Origin of the sequence: Corallococcus terminator (assembly GCF_049194865.1) — a bacterium.
In the GTDB taxonomy this organism is placed as follows: domain Bacteria; phylum Myxococcota; class Myxococcia; order Myxococcales; family Myxococcaceae; genus Myxococcus; species Myxococcus terminator_A.
In genome coordinates this window covers 22368-43621 of the sequence record NZ_JBLZWL010000002.1, presented here as the reverse complement: position 1 = coordinate 43621, position 21254 = coordinate 22368, and the positions used below count along the sequence as shown (strand labels likewise).

The window sequence follows — 21254 nt, the reverse complement described above, 5'->3', positions numbered from 1 at the left end:
CTGCCGTCTCCCTCTCGACGAGGGAGCGTCCTTGGGGAGTGGAATCGTCCGTTGCTCGACGATGCCCATGTTTGCCGCGGACCCGAGCACGCTCGTCCCTGGGTGCTCACCGCGGCAGGAGGCCCGGCCCATGGCAACCACGATTGTGGAGAATCAGAAACCTGGCGTCATCGGCGCCAGCGCGGGATCACCTTTCAAGCTGAGCTGGGGCGCCATCCTCGGCGGCACCGTCGTCGCGCTCGGCGTGCTCATCCTGTTGTACTCGCTGGGCCTCGCGCTCGGCCTGTCCTCCGTGGACCCGAGCAATCCCGGCAGCGCGCGCTCGGCGGGCATCGGCACTGGCATCTGGGGCCTCATCGCCCCGCTCATCGCCCTCTTCATCGGCGGCTTCCTGGCCGCGCGCACGGCGGGCGTGGTGGACAAGGGCGGCGGCGCGATGCACGGCGCGGTGATGTGGGGCCTGACGACGATTGCCGGCGTCGTCCTCATGGGCATGCTCGTGTCCACCATCCTCGGCACGGCGTTGAAGGCCACCACGGGCATCGTGGGCGCCACCGGCGCGGCCGTGGCGGGCGCGGCCTCCCAGGGTGGGAACGCGGCCCAGGCGTTCGGTCTGGATGCCAATGATGCGCTGGGGCCCGTGAATGACCGGCTCAAGGCCGATGGCAAGCCGACCATCACCGCCAATCAGCTCGAGGCGGCCACCAAGGACATCGTCACCACCGCGGTGCGCACGGGGAACGTGGACCGTGAGCTGCTCGTCACCTCCATCGCGGAGAACACGCGGCTGTCGCGGGCGGACTCGGAGGACGTCGCCAACCGCGTCCAGACGCAGATTGACGGCGCCAAGGCGAAGGTGGGCCAGGTGGGTGAGCAGGTGCAGCAGGGCGCGCTCCAGGCCGCGGACAAGACGGGGCGCGCCTTCTGGGGCGTCTTCGGCGCGCTGCTGCTGGGGCTCGTCGCCTCGGTGCTCGGCGCGGGGCTGGGCGTGAGCAAGCGCCAGCGCGTCCACGCGGAAGGGGTCATCACCCCGCCGCGCGGCGGCACCACGACGCGCCGCGAGGTGTACCCGTAGGGCCTCACGGACCCCACGGCTCGAAGTCCAGGAGCACGAGGCCCACCTCTCCCGAGGGGTGGGCCTTTCGTTTGTCGTCCCTCCCGCGTGGGCCGCATGCGCTAACGTCACCGTTGCGATGTGACGAAGGGGTGCCTCGCTGTCCGCTTCCTGGGACCCCGCCATGCGCTCCTTGACGGGGGACCTCGTGAACCGAAGTAGCACGTACCTGCTGTGCCTGACGGCGATGGCCGCCCTGTCGAGCGGCTGTTTCCTGCGAACCGGCTACATCCTCGAAGAACTCAACGCGCCCTCCAAGCCGGAGACCCCGCCGCTGCCCACGCCGCTGCGGGAGCGCGTGGGGCGCCTGACGCGCTCGCATCTGGTGGATGCCTACGCCGACCCGGCGGAAGTCGCGAAGTGGATGTCGGCCCTCGGCAACTCCTCCGAGGTCATCGCGGAGCAGGTGGAGTGTCTGCGCGCGTACGCGGGGGGCAGCAACTCCTCCTGTTACGACACCTTCTTGAAGAAGACGGTGGCGGGCGGAGTGTGGGGCCTGCCGGCGATGCCGAGCGCGGTGGACCCGACCCGGCCCACGGCCGCCGAAGTCGACGCGCAGCGCTTCCTCGGAAACGTGATGGGCATCGCCGCGTCGCTGGCCGCGCTGGGCGACTCGCTGCAGGACCCGATGAATCCCTTCCTGGTGAAGCAGGGCCTGCGTGAAGGCGCGGAGTCCGCCGCGCAGTACGTGAGCGCCCGCCGCTGGAGTCGCAAGCTGGGGCGTCCGTCCAACGCGGTGGTGCTCAGCGGCGGCGGCGCGAATGGGGCCTTCAGCGCCGGCATCATGTGGCGGCTGCTCGGGCTGATGGAGCAGTGCCGGGGCAAGCCCGAGCCGGAGGGGTGCGGCGATGCGCGCATCGACCTGGCGGCGGGCACCAGCACCGGCGCGCTCATCAGCACGATGGTGGACCTGTTCCACACGCCCGGCCAGGAGCAGAAGGCGCGGGACATGCTCATCAGCAACTACACGTGCTCGGTGGAGTCGGACCTCTACTGCGTCAACTCGACGTGGATTTGGAAGATTGCCTCGGACCTGAAGGGGCTGGTCCGCTTCGACGGGGTGCAGGACAAGCTGCGCGCCGCCGTCGTCCCCGGGCAGCTCACCAACGGCACGGAACTCGTCACCGTGTCGGTGGACTTCAACACGGGGGATGTCTTCGGCGTCAGCGACCAGGACCCGGCGGACTTCCCGCCCACGGCGACGGACGCGCAGCGCGTGGACGGCATCATCAACGCGGTGGTGGCGTCCATCGTCGAGCCGGTGCTCGCGGAGCCGGTGCCCTGGATTCCCTCGCGCTCGGGGCGCTACCAGGGAACGTTCCTGGATGGCGGGGTGCGCTCGGGGCTGCCGCTGCTCCAGGCCGTGCAGCGTGGCGCGGAGCGGGTGCTCGTCATCTCCACGGGAGGGCTGGAGCCCACGCCGACGCCGCCGCCGGAGCATGCGGTCGGCATGTTGATGCGGACCATCGACCTGTTCGTCGCGCAGCCGCGCGTGGGCGAGGTGCAGCAGGCGGAGCTGGCGGCCGTGGGCCGGCGCTTCGCGGAGTACAACGTCTGCGCGCTGCGGCTGGCGAACGTGGAGGACCCCACGGCGGTGCCGTCCTATTGCCGTCGCACGGGGACGGGCTTCGTGCCGACGGAGGCTCGCTCGCTCCAGGCCGCCACGAGCATGTGGATGGGCCCCGCGCGCTTCGAGCAGGTGGCGTCGAGCTGGCGCTCCTCGTGGATGTTCCGACCGGAGTCCCAGCTGGCGACGGCGAGCGGGTACGCCTTCTCGCCCGCGGTGATGCGTCCGCTGTTCAAGGACGGGGTGAAGACCTTCCAGCAGCGGTGCATGGAGGTGCTGCGCCTGTTCGAGATTCGCGGCACGCTCGCGGAAGCCGAGTGCGCCCGGCCCGTGGACGAAGTCGTCGCGGAGGCCGAGTCGCGCTTCGCCCCCGTGGGCCAGTGCACGGACGGCAAGCCCGACCAGCGCTCCTGCGACTGAGTCAGCGATGGGATGGAGAGCGCCCATGGTCTCCCAGTTGAGATGGCTGCTGTGCGGCTTGTTGCTGGCGTCGTGCGCCGCGACGAGCCTTCCACAGCAACGCTGGGAGACCGCGGAGTCGGAAACGGGGGAGTGTGACGCCCCCGACGAGGACCGCTGCACCCTGTTCATCTGCGGGGTGGAAGCTTGCGGCCTCTACGCCTGCGAGGACGTCGACCCGAGCCGCATCGTGCGCGCCCAGGCGGTGGTGCCCATCCGGCCACCCGCTCCGCCACCACCGCGCCCGGGAACAGCGCGTCCGTTCCCCGCGCCCGTCCATCCCCAGCGCTACTGGGGAAGCACCCAAGGGCTCCCGGAGAACGCGGACCCCATCTTCATCATCCCGTGGAATGAGACGAGCGCGGAATACGCGGCACGGCTCGCCAGGGAACTGGAGGACTCCCCCAAGCGAACCTGGGTCAAGCACCACGTGTTCCCCCAGGCCTTCAAGGAGTGGTTCCTCTCCAGGGGCGTGAACATCCACGAGTGGACGCTCATCGTCGACAAGCAGGTTCACCAGGAGATCCACCGAGGCACGGCGGGCGGCCCCTGGAATTGGGAGTGGGCGAGCTACATCGAGAACAACCGACGAGCGGGACGGCAGGCCATCCACCTCTTCGCCACGCAGATGATTTTTCGCTTCGACCTGTCGGGACCAGTCGTCCCGTACCACGGCAAGAAGTCCCTCCCGCTGTTTCCCGTCGTGGAAGAAGACATCTACTGACCATGCGGTTCTACCGACTGCGAAACGTGACGCCGTCGCGTTACTCCTGGGACCTGCGGACAGAGCATCAGTGGCTCTTGCCTGGCCTCCACTGCCCCACCTGCGATGAAACCTGGAGCGGCATCGGAGAGGCCTATCCGGCCGTCGACCTGTCGGAACTGCCGGAGCACGGAAAGTTCAAGGCACGTGTCGAAGAGGACTTCGGTGAGTTCACCCGGCTGAGGAACCTGGTGCGCCCGCTGGTGCCCGAAGGAGTCCCGCTCGAACCGGGAACGACGTTCGGCGCGCTCCGCGGACGGGGCCACGGGCACTTCCCCCCGCTGGTGTTTCCAACTCCTTGGACGTTGCTCATTCGCAAGGAGGCGCTGGAGGCGCTTCAGGCCACGGGCCTGCGAGGCCTGCGGGGTTGCAAGACGGAGCTGCGTCTTCGGGACTCGAATCCACCCGAGCTGCTGGAGCTCCAGCTAGAGCCGCGCGGGCTGCTGCATCCGGATTGCCCCCCCCGGAACCTGCCCCCACCCTGCGCGACGTGCGGCGAACTGACGTTCAGCCTTCCAACAGAGCCCATCCTTGAAGCACGCTCCCTCCCCACGGACCGAGACCTGTTCCGACTCGCCAGCTATCAGACGGTCCTCGTCGGAACCGAGCGGCTCGTGGAAGAAATCCAGCGGCTCGGCCTCGATGAAGTGGAAGTCCGCGAGCTCCCGACGCGCTGAGCGCACCGACAACAAACCCCGGCATACCCTGCCCCCGCACCCCACCGAGCCTATGTCTCGACAGAGTTCCACCACCCGTTGGGTCGTCGTCCCGCTGGTCTGCCTGGGCATCCTCATCCTCCTCTCCGCCCTGGCCTACTGGCTCACCCAGCCCGTCTACATCCCGCCTCCGGACGAGCCCCCCCCTGTCGTCGAGGCCCCCGTCCGCCCGGAGCCCACCCCTCCCCCGCGCCGGCCCCCTCCCGTCGTGCCGCCCCCCGCCTTCCCTTCCCCGCAGACCGCCGTGCCCGTCCTCCCTGGCCCCGACCAGCCCGACCTGCGCCGCGTCATCGTCACCGACCCCATCATCGAGTCCGTCGAAGGTGACCTCGGCCCCGCGGACTTCGAGGCCGCCATCAAGGCCGTCACTCCGCTCGTGCAGCAATGTTTCCAGGATGCCGCACAGCGAAACCGGGGCCCACAGGGCGTGAAGCTGCGCTTCCTCATCGAGGCCCGAGGCGGGGGCACCGGCGAAATGAGGAGGGGCGAGCTGCTGGTGAGCACCATTCCGGACCCCATGGTGCAGGCGTGCGTCGTGGATTCGCTCCTGGACGCCCGGTTCCAGACGTCCTCCCGGGGCGGAATCGCCACGGTGGTGTATCCCTTTGAATTCCGCGTACCCCTGGAGACTGGCCCGTGAGCCCCGGTTCTGCGTAAGGTCCCGAAGCCCCCCCACGCCCCTCAATGCCCGTCTCCGTCGAACAGCTAGGCCCCCAGGACGCGGACGCCCTGCGGGCGCTGCTTTCGAAGGACCCGGTCCACAACCTCTACCTGCTGGGGTTGCTGGAGGAGTTCGGCATCGCCGCGCGGGGCCGCATCCCCTTCGCCTTCTACGGCCGCTTCGACAATCAGGCGCTCACCGCCGCCGTCTTCGTGGGCGGTGAGGGAGGCCTCGTCGTCCCCAGCGCCAGTGACGCCAGCGCCACCAGCGTCATCGCGGACGCGCTCGCCTCCTCCCTGCGCCTGCGCGCCGCCGTGGGCGACAAGTCCTCCGTGGACGCGCTCCTGCGCAGCCTGTCCCCCGGCAAGCCCCGCCTGTCGCGCACCCAGCGGCTGTTCTCCGTCTCCGCGGACGACCTGGGCCCCTTCACCAATCCCCTCCTCCGGCTGGCCCGCGAAGAGGACCTGCCCCGACTGTTGCCTCTCGCCCAGGGCTACGTGCGCGAGGCGCTGGAGAGAGACCCGCTGTCGGAGGACCCGCGCGGCTACGAGGCGCGCGTCGTCCAGCGCGTGCGCCAACGCCGCACCTATGTGCTGGAGGAGAAGGACGCGCTGGTGCTCAAGGTCGACATCGGCAGCCGCTCCCAGTACGGCGCGGAGCTGGAGGGCCTGTACACCGTGCCCGCCGAGCGAAAGCAGGGCCACGCGACGCTGTGCCTGGGACAGATTTCCCGGCACCTGTTGTCCTCGCTGCCCCGGCTGACGATGCGCGTGGACGAGCGCGACGAGAGCACCGCGCGCATCGCCCGAAAGGTCGGCTACCTGGCCGGCCGCACGTGGCGCCTGGTGCTGGTGGAGTAGCTCGCGGCCCCCGGTGCGGATGCGGTACGGTCCGCGCCCTCCATGAGCCGTCCCACGCCTTCCCGCCGTCCCCTCTCTGGAGAGGGCCCCGTCATCCTCCACCGCGCCACGGACCCGCGCTGGCTCCCGTTGGCGCTCGAGCACTTCGACGCGGTGCTGGTGGACCACGCCCACTGCGAGAAGAAGGCCGCGGCCAACGCCCTCTCGATGCTCCAGGCGTACCCGGACCTGCCGGGCCTGCCGGCGCAGATGGCGCGGCTGGCGCGGGAGGAGAGCGCGCACCTGGCCCGCGTGCTCGACCTGATGGAAGCGCGCGGACTGACGCTCACGAAGGACTCAGGAGACCCCTACGCCCAGGGCCTCCAGAAGCTGGTGCGCACGCCCGCGCTGGAGCGCAGGCTGGACCGGCTGCTCGTCGCCGCCGTCATCGAGGCGCGCTCCTGTGAGCGGCTGTCACTGCTCGCCGAAGGCCTCACGGACCCGGCGCTCGCCCGCTTCTACGGCGAGCTGGCCCAGTCCGAGGACGGGCACCAGTCGCTCTTCTTCCGCCTGGCCGTCACCGCCTCCGGGGGCGACGAGCCCGCCGTGCGCGAGCGGCTGGAGTGGATGCTCGGCCATGAGGCGCGCGTGCTGGACGAGGTCGGCCTTCGCGCCGCCATCCACTGACACCTTCGCCTTCGCCACGTCGAACGGCCACACCCAGGGCACCGCCACCGTCAGCACACAGAGGAGCAGCGCGGTGAGCGGCGTGCCCAGCCGGAAGAAGTCCGTGAAGCGGTAGTGCCCTGGCCCGTAGACGAGCACGCAGCTGGGCTCCAGCGGGGTGATGAACGAGCAGCTCGCCGCCAGCGTCACGCCGATGGCGAACGGGCGCATGTCCACCCCCAGCTGCGTGGCCGCGTTGAGGGCCACCGGCAGCACCACCAGCGCGGCGGCCTGGTTGGACATGGGCGCGGACAGGATGATGGTGAGCAGCATCAGCGCCACCAGCACCGTGCGCGGCCCGCCGTAGTCGCCCAGCTCCGCCACCCGCTGGCCCAGGAACTTCCCCGCGCCGCTCACCTCCATGGCGAGCCCCAGCGCCATCATCGACCCGATGAGCAGCACCACGCGCCAGTCCACCCGGAAGGCCTTGCGCGCGTCCACGCAGCCCGTCGCAATCATCGCCAGCATGCCGGTGAGCCCCGCCACCGACAGCGGCACGATATCCAGCGAGCCCGCCGCCAGCGCGCTCAGGAACAGCGTCACCGCCAGCAGCGCCTTGCCGTAGCGCGGCGGCTGGTAGTCATGGCCCCCCAGCACCACCAGCGTCCCGCCGTCCGCCAGCTCCGTCACCTTCTCCCTCGGGCCTCGCAGCAGGAGCACGTCCCCCACGGCCAGCGGCAACAGCGACATGCGCCGCTCACCGAAGATGCGGCCCAGCAGTTGGAGCTTGGTGACGCGCTGGATGCTGGGGTGGCGGTGCAGCGCCAGCGACACCAGCCCGAAGCGCTCCACGAAGAGCGCCTCCTTCAAGCTCCGGCCCACCAGGGGACTTCCCGGCGGCACCGTGGCCTCCACCAGCGCGGTGTCCTTGTCGAGCTGCGCCTCGTCCGCCAGCCGCAGGTCCGGCCGAATCTCGATGCCCCGCAAGTCCTTCACCCGGAGGATGTCCTCGCGCGTGCCCTCCACCAGGAGCCGCTCATCCCCGCGCAACAGCTGCGCGGGCGTGGCCGACACCGCGCGCCCGTCGCGGACGATGCCGATGACGCGCAGGCCCAGCCCCTCGGTGATTTCCGCCAGCGGCTTGTCGATGTACGTGGAGCCCGCCGGCAGCACCGCCTCCGTGAGGTAGTCGCGCAGCGTCCACTCCTCCTCGCCTCCCTTGCCCTCGCGCGAGGGCAACAAGAGCGGCCCCAGCAGCACCACGACGATGATGCCGAGGATGGCGACCGGCAGCCCCACCGGCGCCAGCTCCGCCACGCCGATGCCCCGCATCCCCAGCCGCTCCAGCGCCGCGGACATCACGAGGTTGGTGGACGTGCCGTACAGGAACACCATGCCGCCCAGCATCGACGCGTACGCCAAGGGCAGCAGCACCTTGCTCTTGGGCACCTTGGCCCGGTTCGCCGCGCCAATCGCCACCGGCAGGAACGCCGCCGTCGTCACCGTGTTGGAGATGACCGAGGAGAACGCCGCCACCACCACCATCATCGCCATCACGAAGGTCTGGTGGCCGAAGCGCGCGAAGAAGGCCAGCCGCTGCCCGACGAGCTGCACCACGCCCGTGGAGGCCAGCCCCTGCGTCATCGCCAGCAGGGTGAAGATGAAGATGACGGTGTCGTTGCTGAAGCCCTCGAACGCCTGCGCCGGCGTCAGCACCCCCGTCAGCGCCAACAGGCACACCACCACCAGCGAGCTGACCTCGATGGGGATGGTGTCCAAGGTGAACAGCACCAGCGCGAGAACGACGATGCCGAGGACGATGGCGATGGTCATAAAACCCGGAGGGGCCCCAACCTGTACCCTCCGGGTGCGAGAAGTGAGTCCCTGCCGCACCGCGCCGTCAACTACTAGATGCCCGGGCGCTGATAAGTGGAATTAGGAGAGGCCTGCCTGGGGGGGCGGTTGACTGCCGGACGCCAGTTGCTTTTGGGCGCCCCTTCCAGAAGTTTTGTCCTTTCTCCCGCTGGTAGGGTCCTCGCCCTTTTTCACCAGGACCGGGAGTCCCCTCTCTTGAGACAACACAAGGAAACTTCCATGGCTTCAACGCAAGTGGCGGCGGCGGCCTCAGTGGCCCCCACGAAGAACCCCACGCTGCTGGCCTGGGTGGCCGAGATGGCCAAGATGACCCAGCCGGACAACATCGTCTGGTGCGACGGCTCCGAGGACGAGAAGAAGCGGTTCACGGAGCAGGCGGTGCAGGAGGGCATCCTCATCCCGCTGAACCAGGAGAAGCGGCCGGGCTGCTATCTGCACCGCTCCAATCCGAACGACGTGGCGCGCGTGGAGCACCTCACGTTCATCTGTACGCCCAACAAGACGGACGCGGGCCCCACCAACAACTGGATGGAGCCGGAAGAGGCGTACACGAAGCTGGAGCAGCACTTCACCGGCAGCATGAAGGGCCGCACCATGTACGTGGTGCCCTACGCCATGGGCCCCATCGGCAGCCCCTTCACGAAGATCGGCGTGGAGCTGACCGACAGCGTCTACGTGGTGCTCAACATGCGCATCATGGCGCGCATGGGTAAGCAGGCGCTGGACATGCTGGGCGACAGCGACGACTTCAACCGCGGCCTGCACAGCACCGGCGACGTGAACCCGGACCGCCGCTACATCTGCCACTTCCCCCAGGACAACACCATCTGGAGCTTCGGCTCGGGCTATGGCGGCAACGTGCTGCTGGGCAAGAAATGCCTCGCGCTGCGCATCGGCAGCTACCTGGGCCGCGAGGAGGGGTGGCTGGCCGAGCACATGCTCATCCTCGGCGTGACGAGCCCCAAGGGTGAGACGACCTACGTCGCCGCCGCCTTCCCGTCCGCCTGCGGCAAGACGAACTTCGCGATGATGATTCCGCCCGCCGAGTACAAGGGCTGGAAGGTCGAGACGGTCGGCGACGACATCGCCTGGATGCGCCCGGGCCCGGATGGCCGCCTGTACGCCATCAACCCGGAGGCCGGCTACTTCGGCGTCGTCCCCGGCACCAACTACAAGACCAACCCCAACGCCATGGAGACCATCTCCAAGGACACCCTCTTCACGAACGTGGCCATGACGGCCGACGGCGACGTGTGGTGGGAGGGCAAGGACGGCGAAGTCCCCGAGGAGCTCACCGACTGGCAGGGCCGCCCCTGGAAGAAGGGCAGCGCGGAGAAGGCGGCGCACCCCAACAGCCGCTTCACCGCGCCCATGTCCAACAACCCGGCGCTGAGCCCCAAGGCCAATGACCCGACGGGCGTGCCCATCTCCGCCCTCATCTTCGGCGGCCGTCGCTCCACCACGGTTCCGCTGGTCATCCAGGCCTTCAACTGGACCCACGGCGTGTTCCTGGGCGCGACGATGGGCAGCGAGACGACGGCCGCGGCCACCGGCAAGGTGGGCGTGGTGCGCCGCGACCCCATGGCCATGCTGCCCTTCTGCGGCTACCACATGGGCGACTACCTCCAGCACTGGCTGGACATGCAGAAGTCCATCCCCCAGCTCCCGAAAATCTTCCAGGTGAACTGGTTCCGGCAGGACAAGAACGGCAAGTTCCTGTGGCCGGGCTTCGGCGACAACATGCGCGTGCTGGAGTGGGTGGTGAACCGCGTGCACGGCCGCGTCCCCACCAAGGAGACGCTGCTGGGCTGGGTGCCGCGCGCCGACGAGGGCCTCAACCTCAAGGGCCTGGACGTCCCCGCGGACGTCATCGCGGAGGCCACCTCCATCAAGGAGGACGAGTGGAAGACCGAGCTGAAGAGCCAGGAGGTCTTCTTCGAGCAGCTGGGCACCAAGGCCCCCGAGGCCCTGACGCTCCAGCGCAAGCTGCTGATTTCGCGGCTGGAGAACTAGTCGCCCGCCTGTAGCGTCCTGAAGCACCTGTCGGGGCCGCTCGCTGACCCATTCACTGGGTAGGAGCGGCCCCGGCTCGTTTCACGAAGAGTGGGGTCCCCCTCTTCGACCGACGGCCGGCTCCGCGATAGGCTTGTGTCCATCATGAGACTGGTCTTCGTTTTGTCGGCGGCCCTTGTGCTGTCGCCCCCGGTGGCGCTCGCCCAGCGCGCCAAGAATCCAGCGGCCCTCATCAAGGACGGCGAGCGGCTCTACCAGGCAGGCAAGTACGCCGAAGCGGCGGACGTGCTGAAGAAGGCCCACGAGGCCCAGCCCAACCCGCGCCTCATCTTCAACATCGCCGTGGCGCTGGAGAACGCCGGCGACTTGAAGGAGGCCCTCTCCTGGTACCAGCAGTACGTCGGCAACACCGAGGGCACGGACCCGGCGCTGCTCAAGCGCAGCGCGCGCAGCATCGACAAGCTGCGGCTCTTGCTCGACAAGGAGAACCAGGCTCAGGCGTCCGCGGATGCCGAGCGCCAGAAGCTCCAGGAGGAGGCCGAGGCGGCCCGGCGCCGCGCGGACGACGAGCAGCTGGCGACGAAGCGCGCGGAGGATGAGAACGAGCGGCAGCGGCAGGCCGAGTTCGCGCGCGCGATGAAGTCCTACCAGCGGCAGAAGATCGCCGCGTTCGCCATCGGCGGCGTTGCGGTGGTGGGCGTGGGCGCGGGCGTGCTCTTCGGCATGCAGGCCTCCAGCGAGCGCGAGAAGTTCGACGCGGCGCGCACGGAAGACACGAAGCAGAGCTTCGCGGACAGCACCAAGAGCAAGGCGCTGCTCGCTGACATCGGCTTCGGCGTGGGCCTGGCCGGCGCCATCACCGCCATCATCCTGTATCCGAAAGACGGCCCCCCCGTGGAGGGCGAGGTCCGGCTGACGCTGGCGCCTCGCGGAACCGGCGCGGGCCTGGAGGTCAGCTTCTGATGAAGACCCTGAGACTCATGACGTGCTGCGCGGCGCTCCTGGCCGGCTGCAGCTTCACCACCGCGAGCGGCCTCACCGAGTGTGAGTCGAGCACGGACTGCGACACCAATCAGGTCTGCTCGGCGTCCGGCTTCTGCCTGCCCCAGCCGGAGGGCTGCGGCGAGGTGGTGGGCCCCACCACCGGCAACCCCATCCTCCTGGGCGCGGCGCTGCCCCTGACGAACTCCGGCGGCCCGGACGAGTCGGAGGTCCAGGCGCTCAACGCCATCAAGCTGGCCATCACGGAGATCAACCAGCGCGAGGGCATTGGCGGCCGGAGCTTCAACCTCCTCATCTGCGACACCCGCTCCGACCCGGCGCGGGCCAAGACGCAGGCGGAGTGGCTGGTGACGGAGAAGAAGGTGCCGGCCATCTTCACCTCCGGCAGCGCGCAGACCATCGCCGTCAGCAGCGTCACCATCCCCAACAACGTGCTGTTGATGACGCACACCTCCACCAGCGCGGACATCGCCAACCTGAGCGACAAGACGGCGGCGTCTGGCGACGTGGGTCTGGTGTGGCGCACGGCGCCCTCGGACCGGCTGCAGGGCCGCATCATCGCGGACCTGGTGCGCAACGCGAAGCCGCTGGCCGACCAGAGCCGGCCCTTCGCCGCCGTGAGCACCGTGAGCCTGGTCTACGTGGACGACGCCTACGGCCAGGGCCTGTTCGACACGATTCTCAACCGGCTGGGCACCGACCGGGTGACGTCCTCCGCGCCGTACCAGCGCAACGGGGACGTGAACGCCGGGGTGACCCGCATCGTCGACACGAAGCCCGACGTGGCGGTGATGGCGGGCTTCTCCGAGGACAACGCGAAAATCATCAGCCAGGCCGTCTCTCGGGGCCGCACGGGGCAGATGTACTTCTTCACGGATGCCAGCAAGGACTCGGGCCTCTTCACGGCGTTGGGAGCGGCGCGCACCCAGATTGAAGGCGCCTACGGCACCTCTCCCGCGCAGGCCCGTACGGGCGACACCGTGTACAACACCTTCAAGGAGCGCTTCCGGTCGGCCAACAACAACACCGACCCGGGCCAGTTCTCCTTCACCGCGCACGCCTACGACGCCATGTACCTCGTCGCGCTGGGCGCGGCCTTCGCGGCGGGCCCGGACGTCAACAGCCCGCAGCCCATCACCGGAGACCGCATCGCCGTGGGCCTGTCGAAGCTGACGCCGCCCTCGGGCACCGTGGTCACCACCTACCCCCTGGGCTTCAGCCGCTTCACCGACGCGCGCAACGAGGTCAGCACCGGCAAGGTCATCAACGTGCAGGGTGCCAGCGGCGCGCTGGACTTCGACGCCACCGGCGAGGCCCCGTCCGAGTACGAGCTGTTCCGCATCGAGGGCGGCACCTTCAAGACGGTGGAGCTCATCGTCCCGACGGAGACCTGAGCCGCACGCGCGCTACTCCGCCGCCCCCAGCACCCGTGTGAGCGGGGCCAGGGCGGCGGAGAACACCTCGGGCGGCGGCAAGAGGGACAGCACCAGGAACGCCCCCGAGTCGAAGTCGTAGAAGTAGCCGGGCTGCGCGAGCACGCCCGCGTCCAGGAGCGCAAGGCACGTCGCCTCCTCGCCCGGCGCCCTCGGAATCCGCAGCACCGCGCTCCACCCGCCCCACGCCGGGACGACGTCCCACGGTGCGCCCGGAGGGCGCGCGGCGACGAGGCGGCGGCGGTTGCCCCTCACCCGCTCCAGCAGCGCCTCCTGGAAACAAGGGGCGTGCGCCAGCAGTGCGGGCAGGGCGAGCTGCACGGGGGTGCCCACGGACAGGTACGTGTCCGCCACCCACTCCAGGCGGGCCAGGGCCTCGTCACGCGCGGCGGCGGGGCCTCCCACGTGAGTCCAGCCCAGCTTCAGGCCGGGCAGGCCCGCGACCTTCGAGAGGCCGGAGAGGCTGAAGGTGAGCATGGGCAGCTCGCGCCCCGCCACGCTGGCCACGCGGTGGGGCTCCGCGTCCCAGCCGTAGTCGGAGAACACCTCGTCGCAGAGGAGGGCCAGGCCGTGGCGCGCGCAGACGTCCGCCAGCGCGGCCAGCTCCCCTTCGTGCAGGAAGTGGCCGGTGGGGTTGCCGGGATTGACGACGAGCACGGCGCGGGTGCGCGGACCCACGGCGGCCTCCACGGCGCCCGCGTCCAGGCCGAAGCCATGCGCCAGAGGCAGGCGGTACGAACGCGTGCCGACGCCCTCCAGACGGGCCAGGTGCTCGAAGAGGGGGTAGCAGGGAGCCGGGACGAGGACATCGTCACCGGGCTCGCACAGCAGCTTGAAGAGCCAGCCGTACGACTCACTGGTGCTGGCGGACAGCACCAGGTGCCCAGGGGCAATCACAGGCCCCCGGGAGGAGAGCCAGGCGGCCACCGCCTCGCGAGCCGAGGGGAGGCCGAGCGCTTCCGGCGCGTAGTCCAGCGCGCCGGGAGGGTGGAGCAGTCCGGCGTCGGGCGCCGGGAGCCCCACGCGGGTGGGGTTGGAGACGGTGAGGTCCAGCGGAGGGAGGCCGCGGTGTCGAGCGAGCGCCTCCGCCAGGGGATTGGGGGTACGGGAGAAGTCGGTACGGAAGGAGAAGCGGCTCACAGCCCCGTCTGGAGCATGGCGTTGGCGACGCGGCGGATGAGCTCGCGGCGCACTTCCTTCCTGCAATGCTCGATGGCCTTGTCATGAGGCCGGGGAAGCTCCGGGTCCCTGGCTCGCAGGGCGGTGCGGAGGACGAGCTCTACCTTCGTAGGCTCGATGTGGAACAGCCGGGCCCCTTCCTTCTGGAGGAAGTAGGACAACCCTCTCTGGTCGAGGAGCTTGTGGAAGAAGCGTCGGACGTCCGCGAGGAACGTGAGGTCGATGATGTCCGCCATTCGTGAAGGCGTTCTCGCGCGGAAAAAACGGCGCGTCCAATTCACTGCCGCGTCACCCGAAAACTTGCGCGACCTGTAGCACTCGCGGGGAAGACGGAACGCGCGGGAGGCCGAATTCTCGGCCTCCGCGCTCACGGCATCAGAGGGCGCAGGGCGCGGCGGAACGCGGCGTGCCGACGTCGCGCGTCGGCCTCGAAGGGCACCGGCCCGAGCACCGGGAGCGCGTGCCGCGCCTCCAGCAGCGCGCGGTTGTCGCGCTCGGAGACGTCCCGTTCCTGGGAAGTGCGAGACAGGAGCACGGCGCGCACGGGGATGCGGCGGGCCGCGAGCGCCTGGAGCGACAGCGCGGTGTGGTTGAGCGTGCCCAACCCAGCACGTGCCACCAGCAGCACCGGCAGTCGCAGGACCTGGATGAGGTCGATGACGTCGTGACGGGAGTCGAGCGGGACGAAGAGGCCGCCCGCCCCCTCCACCACCGCGGGTCCGCGCTTCAGGTGCTTCCAGGCGGCCAGGGTGACACCCCAGTCCGGCTCCCGCCCCAGGCGCGCGGCGGCCACGCCCGGCGCCACGGGGGCGCGGAAGCGGTGGGGACAGAGGACGTCCAGGGGCAACGTGCTCCCCGCCGCCTCGCGCAGGGTGAGCGCGTCGGCCGGGGCATTCAGGGAGGGACAGCCGCTCTCGTAGGGCTTGAAGCCCTCCGGGGAGAGGCCCGCGTCGACGAGCAGGGACAGCAGGGCCCGCGACGTCTGTGTCTTGCCGACGCCCGTGTCGGTACCGGTGACGAAAATCTGGAACGGCTTGGACATGACGGGCCTACTCCTCGCCACGCTGGTGCACTCCCACGTGGCGCAGCGACTCCAGCGCCAGGTCGACGTGGCCCAGCGTGTGCTCCGCCGACAGGCAGAAGCGCAGCCGGCTCGTGCCCTCGGGCACCGTGGGCGGGCGGATGGCCTTCACCAGCACCCCCGCCTCGCGCAGCTTCCGCGCCGCCTCCAGCGCGCGCTCAGGCTCGCCGAGCACCACCGGAAACACCGCGCTGCGAGGCTCCGCGCGCAGCCCCATGGAGCGCAGTCCGTCCGCGAAGCGCCGGATGTTGCGCCACAGCCGCTCGCGCAACGCCGGGTCCTTCTCCACGACATCGACCGCCGCCTCCGCCGCCGCGCACATCGCCGCTGGCAGCGCGGTGGAGTAGATGAACGGCCGCGCCCGGCTGATGAGCAGGTCCGCCACCACGCGCGACGTGGCCACGTACGCGCCCTGCCCTCCCAGCGCCTTGCTGAGCGTGCCCATGCGCAGGTCGACCTGGTCCTCCAGGCCCAGCTCCTCGCACAGCCCCGCGCCCCGCGCCCCCAGCACTCCGGTGGCATGCGCCTCGTCCACCATCAGCGCGGCCCCGTGCGCCCGGCACGCCTCGACAATCTCGCGCAGCGGCGCCACGTCCCCGTCCATGGAGAACACCGTGTCCGTGACGACGAGCTTGCGCCGCGCGGGCGTCTCCGCCAGCGCCTTCGTCAGCGCCTCCACGTCCGCGTGCGGATAGACGACGACACGCGCGCGCGACAGCCGGCAACCATCCACCAGCGAGGCGTGGTTGAGCGCGTCGGAGAACACCGCGTCTCCCGGCCCCACCAGCGCGGGAAGGATGCCGGTGTTCGCCGCATAGCCGCTGTTGAAGAGCAGCACGGCCTCGGCCCGCTCGAAGGCCGCCAGCCGCGCCTCCAGCCGGTGATGCACGGTGGTGTCGCCCACCACCAGCCGGCTGGCCCCGCTGCCCACCCCATAGCGCTCCACGGCGGCGACGGCGGCGGCCCTCACGGACGCGGAGGCCGCCAGGCCCAGGTAGTCGTTCGACGAGAAGTTGACGAGCAGCTCGCCGCCAATCCTCACCACCGGCCCCTGCGGCGAGTCCAACGGCTCCAGGTAGCGGCGCAGGCCGCGCGCCTGGAGCGCCGCCAGGTCCTCGCGGGCCCAGGTGGAGGCCACCTCGTCCAACACCGGAGCCGGAGTCGGGTCCGCCTGCTTCACGTCACTCACGGAGCGCCGCCCTACCCCTCTTGCCTCGGCTCCAGGGGGCGGATGCCCGCCTTCTCCAGCAGGGCCATGTCCTGGGTGTACTCGGGGTTGCCGGTGGTGAGCAGCTTCTCGCCGAAGAACAGCGAGTTGGCGCCCGCCATCATGCACATCAGCTGCGCCTCCTCGTTCATCTGCTGGCGGCCCGCGGACAGGCGCACCATGGACTGGGGCATCAGGATGCGGGCGGTGGCGATGGTGCGCACCATGTCCACCGTGTCCACGCGGGGCTGCTCGGCCAGGGGCGTTCCCTCCACGGCCACCAGCGCGTTGACGGGCACCGACTCCGGGTGGTGGTCCTGGTTGGCCAGCGTGCGCAGCAGGTTGCAGCGATCATCCACGGACTCGCCCAGGCCGATGATGCCGCCGCAGCACACGGAGATGCCCGCGTCGCGCACGCGCCCCAGCGTCCGCAGGCGATCATCGTAGAGCCGGGTGGAGATGATGTCGCCGTAGTGCTCGGGCGAGGTGTCCAGGTTGTGGTTGTAGGCGGACAGGCCCGCTTCCTTCAGCCGCTTCGCCTGGCTGTCGGTGAGCATGCCCAGCGTGGCGCACGCCTCCATGCCCATGGCACGCACGCCCTTCACCATCTCCAGCACGCTGTCGAACTGCGCGCCGTCCTTCACCTCGCGCCACGCGGCGCCCATGCAGAAGCGCGTGGCCCCCGCCGAGCGGGCCTTCGTCGCGGCGGCCAGGACCTCCGGCACCGCCATCAGCTTCTCCGCCTTCACGCCCGTCTTGTAGCGGGCCGCCTGCGGGCAGTACGCGCAGTCCTCCGAGCAGCCGCCCGTCTTGATGGACAGCAAGGAACAGAGCTGCACCTTGTTGTCCGTGAACACGGCGCGGTGGACCGACTGCGCCCGGTGCACCAGGTCCAGCAGGGGCATGGAGTAGATGGCGCGAACCTCGGCCAGCTCCCAGTCATGACGCACGGCGACGCCTTCGGGCGCCGGCGCGGCGGTGTGGGCATGGCCGTGAAAGGACTCGCTGGCGGCGGCGGTGTCGGACATGGGCTCCTCGAAATCGTGAGGAGCGCGAAGCTGCGCGGACCGCCGAAACTTGTCAACGCTTCAGCGCGAACAGGTTGACGACTTCCCTTTCTCCCTCTGAAAAACGACCGGCGCCCACGGGAGACCCGGGGCGCCGGCCAGGAACCCTCCCCTATCGGGAAGGGGTGCTTCAGACGTGGACGCGGCGTCGACCGGCCAGCCCCACCAGGAACAACACGGCGAGGGCACCCAGCACGGAGAACAACAGACCGGTGGGGTGCAGGTCGAAGACACGGCCGTCACTGCGGAAGAGCGAGCCGATGAAGCCGCCCACGAAGGAGCCGACGATGCCCAGCAACGTGGTGGCGATGAGCCCCATGGACTGGTTCCCCGGCATCAGGGCGCGAGCAATCAAACCAGCGAGAAGACCAATGACCAGGAAAGCGATGATCCCCATGACGACCTCACTGTGAGTGTTGAAGGGGGCGCACGGAGTGGCGCCCACCTGGCTGTTGTGAGCCAGCGCGTTTCCGCGCCGCCCGTGGGAATGAAACTGGGTCGCCCCTCCCTTGAGGGCAACTCGTTGGCATGAGGCTTGACACCGTGCCTGCCTGCCCTCCTGTCGTGCCTGCTCGACAGCACGCCGGAACGTCAGGGTAGTGCGCTACACACCCGACCCATGGCGAAGGCGAAGACGCACTACACCTGCCAGGCTTGCGGGTACCAGACGGCGAAGTGGCTGGGGAAGTGCCCGGACTGCGGCGCCTGGAGCTCGTTGCTCGAGGAGGCCGGGGCGACGCAGGACGAGAAGCGCCCGGCGTGGGGCGCCTCCGGCGGCGCGGCGAAGCCCATGTTGCTCAAGGAGGTCAGCGGCGAGACGGAGGTGCGCCGCCGCACTGGCATCGCCGAGTTCGACCGCGTGCTGGGCGGGGGCGTGGTGAGCGGCTCCGTCGTGCTGCTGGGCGGAGACCCGGGCATCGGCAAGTCCACGCTGCTCTTGGCCGCGCTGGACAAGCTGGCCCGCCATGGCCCCGTGCTCTACGTGTCCGGTGAAGAGAGCCTGCGCCAGACGAAGATGCGCGCGGAGCGGCTGCGCGTGGAGGGAGACGGCATCCACCTGTTCGCGGAGACGGACGCGGACCGGGTGCTGGCGGCCACCGAGTCGCTCAAGCCGCAGGCGCTCGTGGTGGACTCCATCCAGACCATGTACCTGCCGGAGCTGGGCAACGCGCCGGGCAGCATCACCCAGGTGCGTGAAGTCGCGGGCCGGCTGATGGCCTACGCCAAGCGCACGGGCGTGCCGACGTTCATCGTGGGCCACGTGACGAAGGAAGGCTCCATCGCCGGCCCCCGCGTGCTGGAGCACATGGTGGACACCGTCCTCTACTTCGAGGGCGAGCGCGGCCACCCCTTCCGCATCCTCCGCGCGCACAAGAACCGCTTCGGCTCCACCAACGAGATTGGCGTCTTCGAGATGAAGGGCGCGGGGCTGGTGGAGGTCTCGGACCCGTCCGCCCTCTTCCTGTCGGAGCGCCCCGTGGGCAAGTCCGGCAGCGTCGTCACCAGCACGCTCAACGGCACCCGTCCCCTGCTGGTGGAGGTGCAGGCGCTGGTGGCGCCCACGGGCTACGGCACCGCGCGGCGCACCGCCATCGGCGTGGACAGCAACCGGGTGGCGCTGCTCGCCGCGGTGCTGGAGAAGAAGGAGGAGATTCCGCTGGTGGGCTGCGACCTCTTCGTCAACGTGGCGGGCGGCATGCAGCTCAACGAGCCCGCGTGTGATTTGGCCGTCTGCGCCGCGCTGGTGAGCAGCCTCCAGAACCGGCCGTTGGACCCGCACACGCTGGTGCTCGGAGAAGTGGGCCTGGCGGGCGAGGTGCGCGCGGTGGGCCAGGTGGAGCCCCGGCTGGTGGAGGCCGCGAAGATGGGCTTCCAGCGCGTGGTGATGCCCGCGGGCAGCGCCCGGCGCATGGAGAAGACGAAGCTGAAGGTGGTGGGCGTGGAGACGCTGGGCGACGCGCTCCGGGCCATGTTCGACTGAGCCGCTACTTCCTGCGCGCCACGGTGAAGGGCGTGGGCTCCGGGCGCGCGTCGTAGCTGCCGCGCGACGCCTGGATTTGTTCGCGGTGCTGGACAGCCCACTGACCCAACACCTGGACGGGCTCCAGCAGCGTCCGGCCAAGCTCCGTCAGGGCGTACTCCACCCGGGGCGGCACCGTCGGGTGGACGGTGCGGGTGATGAGCCCGTCGCGCTCCAGGCCCCGCACGGTGAGCGTCAGCATGCGCTGGGAGATGCCCTCGATGGCGCGCTTCAAGTCGCTGAAGCGCAGCGGCCCGTCTCCCAGGCTGCCCACCACCTGGACGCTCCACTTGTCGCCCACCCGGGTGAGGACATCCCGGACGGCCAGGCAGGGCTCCGACCTCGGGTCGGGCCTTGGGGCGGGCTCCACGGGCTTGGGGGACCCTGGTGACATGGATGTGCCTCCTTGTGGGGAAATCCGGGGACCGTTACTGGTACGCCGGTTACGAGTTGTAACCGACGCACCTTTCGGAACCCACTCCCCTTTCAGGGACTTCCTCCATGACGACCTCCTCCCCTGCCGCCGTGTCCACCTCCACCTCCACGCACTGGTCCGTCTGGCTGGGCCGCGTCCTCTCCGGGCTCGTCGTCGCGGCGCTGGCCTTCAGCGCCGTGTCCAAGCTGGGCCAGTCGCCCGAGGTCATCCAGGGCTTCGAGCGCTTCGGCTACCCGGCGTCGGTCATCTTCACCATCGGCGTGGTCGAAATCCTCTGCGCGCTGCTCTACGCGGTGCCCCAGACGGCCGTGCTCGGCGCCATCCTCGTCACCGGCTACCTGGGCGGCGCGACGGCGACGCACGTGCGCGTCTCGGACCCGTTCATCGCGCCCGTCATCATGGGCGTCGTCGCCTGGGGCGCCCTGTTCCTGCGGGACGCGCGCCTGCGGGCGCTGCTGCCCCTGCGCCGCCTGTCCTGAAGCCAGTCCCAGCGCCCCTTCCCATTCGAAGGGGCGCGAGACGTACGGGGACTACCAGGTGACGACGAAGGTGCAGGAAGCCGCGCCCTTCTGCCGGCAGCCGTGAGCCGTGTCGTGCGTCACCACCGCGTCGGGCATGAAGCGCTGGGCCATGCCCCTGACGAGTCCCTGGTCGAACCGACACGGATAGGGATTGCCACACACCACATGGCCCTCGTTCTTGCCGGGAACGGGCGTGTACGAGTAGTGGCCAATGCCCTCCAGCATCTCCCCCGTGGCCGGATTGAACATGTCCTGGCCGTTCTTCCGGTGGTTCATGTGGAAGGCCACGTCGATGGAGGCCAGGGCCTTGTGGATGTCGGTGATGTTCGGAGGGAAGACGGCGTTCTTCGGAATCATCGACCCGACCTTCTCCAGGCCGCGCCCGCCGAGCAGGGTGTCGATCTTCTTGTACGCCAGCAGGTAGTCCTCCAGCGGGTACCAGGCCCGCGGGTCGATGTTGCGCTCGCCCCCGGCGCCTCGCACCGGGACCTTCATCACATCCAGGAGGGTGTTCACCAACACGGAGAAGGACTGGATGGCCTCCACGATGGACGCGACGCTCATGCCCGTGACGGTGATGCCGGGCTCGTATGAAACTTGTGACATGGGGAGTGGGGTTCCTGAGAGGGTTCAGC

The 21254-nt window shown here is 69.8% G+C and carries 20 protein-coding genes and 1 pseudogene; 12 read left to right on the top strand and 9 right to left on the bottom strand.

All coding sequences use genetic code 11. The annotated features are described in order from the left end of the window. Positions 1-130: 130 nt before the first annotated feature. From ACN469_RS02290 to ACN469_RS02260, 7 genes are all read left to right on the top strand, one after another. The gene (locus tag ACN469_RS02290; protein ID WP_498763689.1) at positions 131-1075 is read left to right on the top strand and encodes a hypothetical protein; all 945 of its coding nucleotides are present in this window, start codon (positions 131-133) and stop codon (positions 1073-1075) included. Positions 1076-1262: 187 nt separating this feature from the next. After that, positions 1263-3101, top strand: a complete 1839-nt coding sequence (locus ACN469_RS02285) for a patatin-like phospholipase family protein (RefSeq protein WP_498763687.1) — start codon at positions 1263-1265, stop codon at positions 3099-3101. Between the two features lie 25 nt (positions 3102-3126). Beyond that, positions 3127-3864 (top strand): SitA6 family polymorphic toxin lipoprotein, encoded by a 738-nt coding sequence (gene sitA6 / locus ACN469_RS02280; protein WP_498763685.1) that lies wholly within the window; start codon positions 3127-3129, stop codon positions 3862-3864. A gap of 2 nt (positions 3865-3866) precedes the next feature. After that, entirely contained in the window at positions 3867-4580 is a 714-nt protein-coding gene (sitI6, locus tag ACN469_RS02275) for a SitI6 family double-CXXCG motif immunity protein (protein WP_498763683.1), read from the top strand. 52 nt (positions 4581-4632) lie between these two features. Then, positions 4633-5259: an AgmX/PglI C-terminal domain-containing protein gene (locus ACN469_RS02270; protein WP_498763681.1), complete on the top strand. Its 627-nt coding sequence runs from the start codon at positions 4633-4635 to the stop codon at positions 5257-5259. Positions 5260-5303: 44 nt separating this feature from the next. Further along, the gene (locus tag ACN469_RS02265; protein ID WP_498763679.1) at positions 5304-6140 is read left to right on the top strand and encodes a GNAT family N-acetyltransferase; all 837 of its coding nucleotides are present in this window, start codon (positions 5304-5306) and stop codon (positions 6138-6140) included. A gap of 42 nt (positions 6141-6182) precedes the next feature. Beyond that, the gene (locus tag ACN469_RS02260) at positions 6183-6806 is read left to right on the top strand and encodes a MiaE family protein (RefSeq protein WP_498763677.1); all 624 of its coding nucleotides are present in this window, start codon (positions 6183-6185) and stop codon (positions 6804-6806) included. Positions 6807-6818: 12 nt separating this feature from the next. Here ACN469_RS02260 and ACN469_RS02255 read toward each other — a convergent pair. After that, positions 6819-8618, bottom strand: a pseudogene (locus ACN469_RS02255) (SLC13 family permease); the annotation flags it as partial. Between the two features lie 261 nt (positions 8619-8879). On the opposite strand from ACN469_RS02255, the gene ACN469_RS02250 reads away from it, so the two are divergent. The 3 genes from ACN469_RS02250 (at position 8880) to ACN469_RS02240 (ending at position 13069) form a co-directional block, all read left to right on the top strand. Continuing rightward, positions 8880-10673 (top strand): phosphoenolpyruvate carboxykinase (GTP), encoded by a 1794-nt coding sequence (locus ACN469_RS02250; protein WP_498763675.1) that lies wholly within the window; start codon positions 8880-8882, stop codon positions 10671-10673. Between the two features lie 144 nt (positions 10674-10817). After that, positions 10818-11636: a tetratricopeptide repeat protein gene (locus tag ACN469_RS02245; RefSeq protein WP_498763673.1), complete on the top strand. Its 819-nt coding sequence runs from the start codon at positions 10818-10820 to the stop codon at positions 11634-11636. Then, complete coding sequence (locus ACN469_RS02240) at positions 11636-13069, top strand: ABC transporter substrate-binding protein (RefSeq protein WP_498763671.1); 1434 nt, start codon at positions 11636-11638, stop codon at positions 13067-13069. The genes ACN469_RS02245 and ACN469_RS02240 overlap by 1 nt, the downstream gene beginning before the upstream one ends. 12 nt (positions 13070-13081) lie before the next feature. Here ACN469_RS02240 and ACN469_RS02235 read toward each other — a convergent pair whose 3' ends face one another. The 6 genes from ACN469_RS02235 to ACN469_RS02210 all read right to left on the bottom strand — a co-directional run bounded on the left by ACN469_RS02235 (position 13082) and on the right by ACN469_RS02210 (position 18039). Beyond that, entirely contained in the window at positions 13082-14248 is a 1167-nt protein-coding gene (locus ACN469_RS02235) for a pyridoxal phosphate-dependent aminotransferase (protein WP_498763669.1), read from the bottom strand. After that, positions 14245-14523 carry a hypothetical protein gene (locus tag ACN469_RS02230; protein ID WP_498763667.1) on the bottom strand — a complete coding sequence of 93 codons (279 nt, stop codon included), beginning with the start codon at positions 14521-14523 and terminating at the stop codon, positions 14245-14247. Before ACN469_RS02230 ends, ACN469_RS02235 begins: the two co-directional genes overlap by 4 nt. 131 nt (positions 14524-14654) lie before the next feature. Beyond that, on the bottom strand, positions 14655-15329 hold the full coding sequence (gene bioD, locus ACN469_RS02225; RefSeq protein ID WP_498763665.1) for a dethiobiotin synthase: 675 nt from the start codon (positions 15327-15329) through the stop codon (positions 14655-14657). Positions 15330-15336: 7 nt separating this feature from the next. Then, complete coding sequence (gene bioF, locus ACN469_RS02220) at positions 15337-16518, bottom strand: 8-amino-7-oxononanoate synthase (protein ID WP_498764269.1); 1182 nt, start codon at positions 16516-16518, stop codon at positions 15337-15339. Between the two features lie 50 nt (positions 16519-16568). Next, positions 16569-17603 carry a biotin synthase BioB gene (gene bioB, locus ACN469_RS02215; protein ID WP_498763664.1) on the bottom strand — a complete coding sequence of 345 codons (1035 nt, stop codon included), beginning with the start codon at positions 17601-17603 and terminating at the stop codon, positions 16569-16571. A 169-nt stretch (positions 17604-17772) separates the two neighbouring features. After that, complete coding sequence (locus ACN469_RS02210) at positions 17773-18039, bottom strand: GlsB/YeaQ/YmgE family stress response membrane protein (protein WP_498763662.1); 267 nt, start codon at positions 18037-18039, stop codon at positions 17773-17775. 222 nt (positions 18040-18261) lie between these two features. Here ACN469_RS02210 and radA point away from each other — a divergent pair, with 222 nt between their 5' ends. After that, complete coding sequence (radA, locus tag ACN469_RS02205) at positions 18262-19623, top strand: DNA repair protein RadA (RefSeq protein WP_498763660.1); 1362 nt, start codon at positions 18262-18264, stop codon at positions 19621-19623. Between the two features lie 4 nt (positions 19624-19627). Here the strand turns inward: radA and ACN469_RS02200 are convergent, their stop codons facing one another. Continuing rightward, positions 19628-20056, bottom strand: a complete 429-nt coding sequence (locus tag ACN469_RS02200) for a winged helix-turn-helix transcriptional regulator (protein WP_498763658.1) — start codon at positions 20054-20056, stop codon at positions 19628-19630. A gap of 107 nt (positions 20057-20163) precedes the next feature. Here ACN469_RS02200 and ACN469_RS02195 point away from each other — a divergent pair, with 107 nt between their 5' ends. Continuing rightward, positions 20164-20577 (top strand): DoxX family protein, encoded by a 414-nt coding sequence (locus tag ACN469_RS02195; RefSeq protein ID WP_498763656.1) that lies wholly within the window; start codon positions 20164-20166, stop codon positions 20575-20577. A 51-nt stretch (positions 20578-20628) separates the two neighbouring features. Here the strand turns inward: ACN469_RS02195 and ACN469_RS02190 are convergent, their stop codons facing one another. Beyond that, positions 20629-21225 (bottom strand): hypothetical protein, encoded by a 597-nt coding sequence (locus tag ACN469_RS02190; protein WP_498763654.1) that lies wholly within the window; start codon positions 21223-21225, stop codon positions 20629-20631. Positions 21226-21254 lie beyond the last annotated feature (29 nt).